The sequence below is a fragment of the Pseudonocardia sp. ICBG1142 genome, from assembly GCF_020496255.1.
Classification (GTDB): domain Bacteria; phylum Actinomycetota; class Actinomycetes; order Mycobacteriales; family Pseudonocardiaceae; genus Pseudonocardia.
This window is the reverse complement of sequence record NZ_JAHLJC010000052.1, coordinates 1-1,043: the sequence shown is the minus strand read 5'-3', so window position 1 is coordinate 1,043 and position 1,043 is coordinate 1. Positions and strand designations below refer to the sequence as shown.

The window sequence follows — 1,043 nt, the reverse complement described above, 5'->3', positions numbered from 1 at the left end:
GCCTCGTCCAGCACCCGCGACCGCCCGACAGCGGCGTCACCAGCCCGTAGACGACCTTGTCCGGGCTCGCCCACGCGAGGTGGTGCGGCGGCATCTGCCGCACCGGTTCGGATCCAACAGGAACGCGTGCTGGCGGCGCACCGTCCCCGCCCCGCTGTACCCACCGGAGAACACCGAAGCGCCCCAGCCCTCGTCCGACCCGGCGCCGACCAGCTGCAAACCCGACCTCCCCGACCATCCTGGTCCCGACCGGGCCGCCAACTCCTCCGCATTCGTCGTCCGCCCCACCAGCACCCCGCCACCCATCGCCCCGAGCAGCCGGTTCCGTTCCTGAGGCGACTCGGCCAGGCCCTCGACCGGCTGCGCCGACACGATCACCGCACCACCCATGAGCGCAGCCGCTCAACAAGGTTGATGACACTGCCCGCAACTTCACCCGAGACCGCCGAGATCGTCCAGCACGAACAACGCCTGACGCCGCCCGCAGCCCCGGAACGAGCACCGCCGAGTTCGTGGGTGAGCAGCTCGATCAGCACCGCCGTCTTCGCCGCCGCCACGACCTCATCAGTCGTGCCCGCACCGACACATACAACGCGTCGAAGTCCGACAACGGCGCCCCCCGATCGAAGTCCGCGCCCAACGACCGGAACAGGCCGCAGAACAGCATCAGGTCCGCATCCAGCGACGACGACCCGACCCGCCACCCGACGGCTTACTCAACGCCCGGACCTGCCGCGACTCCACCGCGTGCCCCGCCCACGCCTCACTCAGCCACCGCCCGTCCAGACGCTCCAGGAACTCCACCGACGATCCCGGCGGCCCCTTCGGGGCATCCACCACCAGATGCAACAGGCCACGTTGCAGCACGTCATAGAAGCGGTGATCGGTTTTCGCGAGCTTGTGCAGCGACGCCCGCAACTGCCCCGCAGGCATCCGCCACATGTTCAACCGCGTCTCGAACGGGGAACACCCGACCCGATCCGATGCAGGCCAAGGTCAGTCATCGCCTCCGCCCACGACTGCGCATCCTCCGCCGCGTCCGG

At 69.7% G+C, this 1,043-nt stretch carries 2 protein-coding genes; both read right to left on the bottom strand.

The annotated features are described in order from the left end of the window. Nucleotides 1–374: 374 nt before the first annotated feature. Complete coding sequence (locus KPL59_RS35290; RefSeq protein ID WP_226363380.1) at nt 375–557, bottom strand: hypothetical protein; 183 nt, start codon at nt 555–557, stop codon at nt 375–377. A gap of 109 nt (nt 558–666) precedes the next feature. Continuing rightward, complete coding sequence (locus KPL59_RS35285; RefSeq protein ID WP_226363379.1) at nt 667–933, bottom strand: hypothetical protein; 267 nt, start codon at nt 931–933, stop codon at nt 667–669. Between the last annotated feature and the right edge of the window lie 110 nt (nt 934–1,043).

What these genes read in the sequence shown, in the direction of transcription:
- KPL59_RS35285 (WP_226363379.1), bottom strand. Translation starts at nt 933, where the DNA reads ATGCCTGCGGGGCAGTTGCGGGCGTCGCTGCACAAGCTCGCGAAAACC.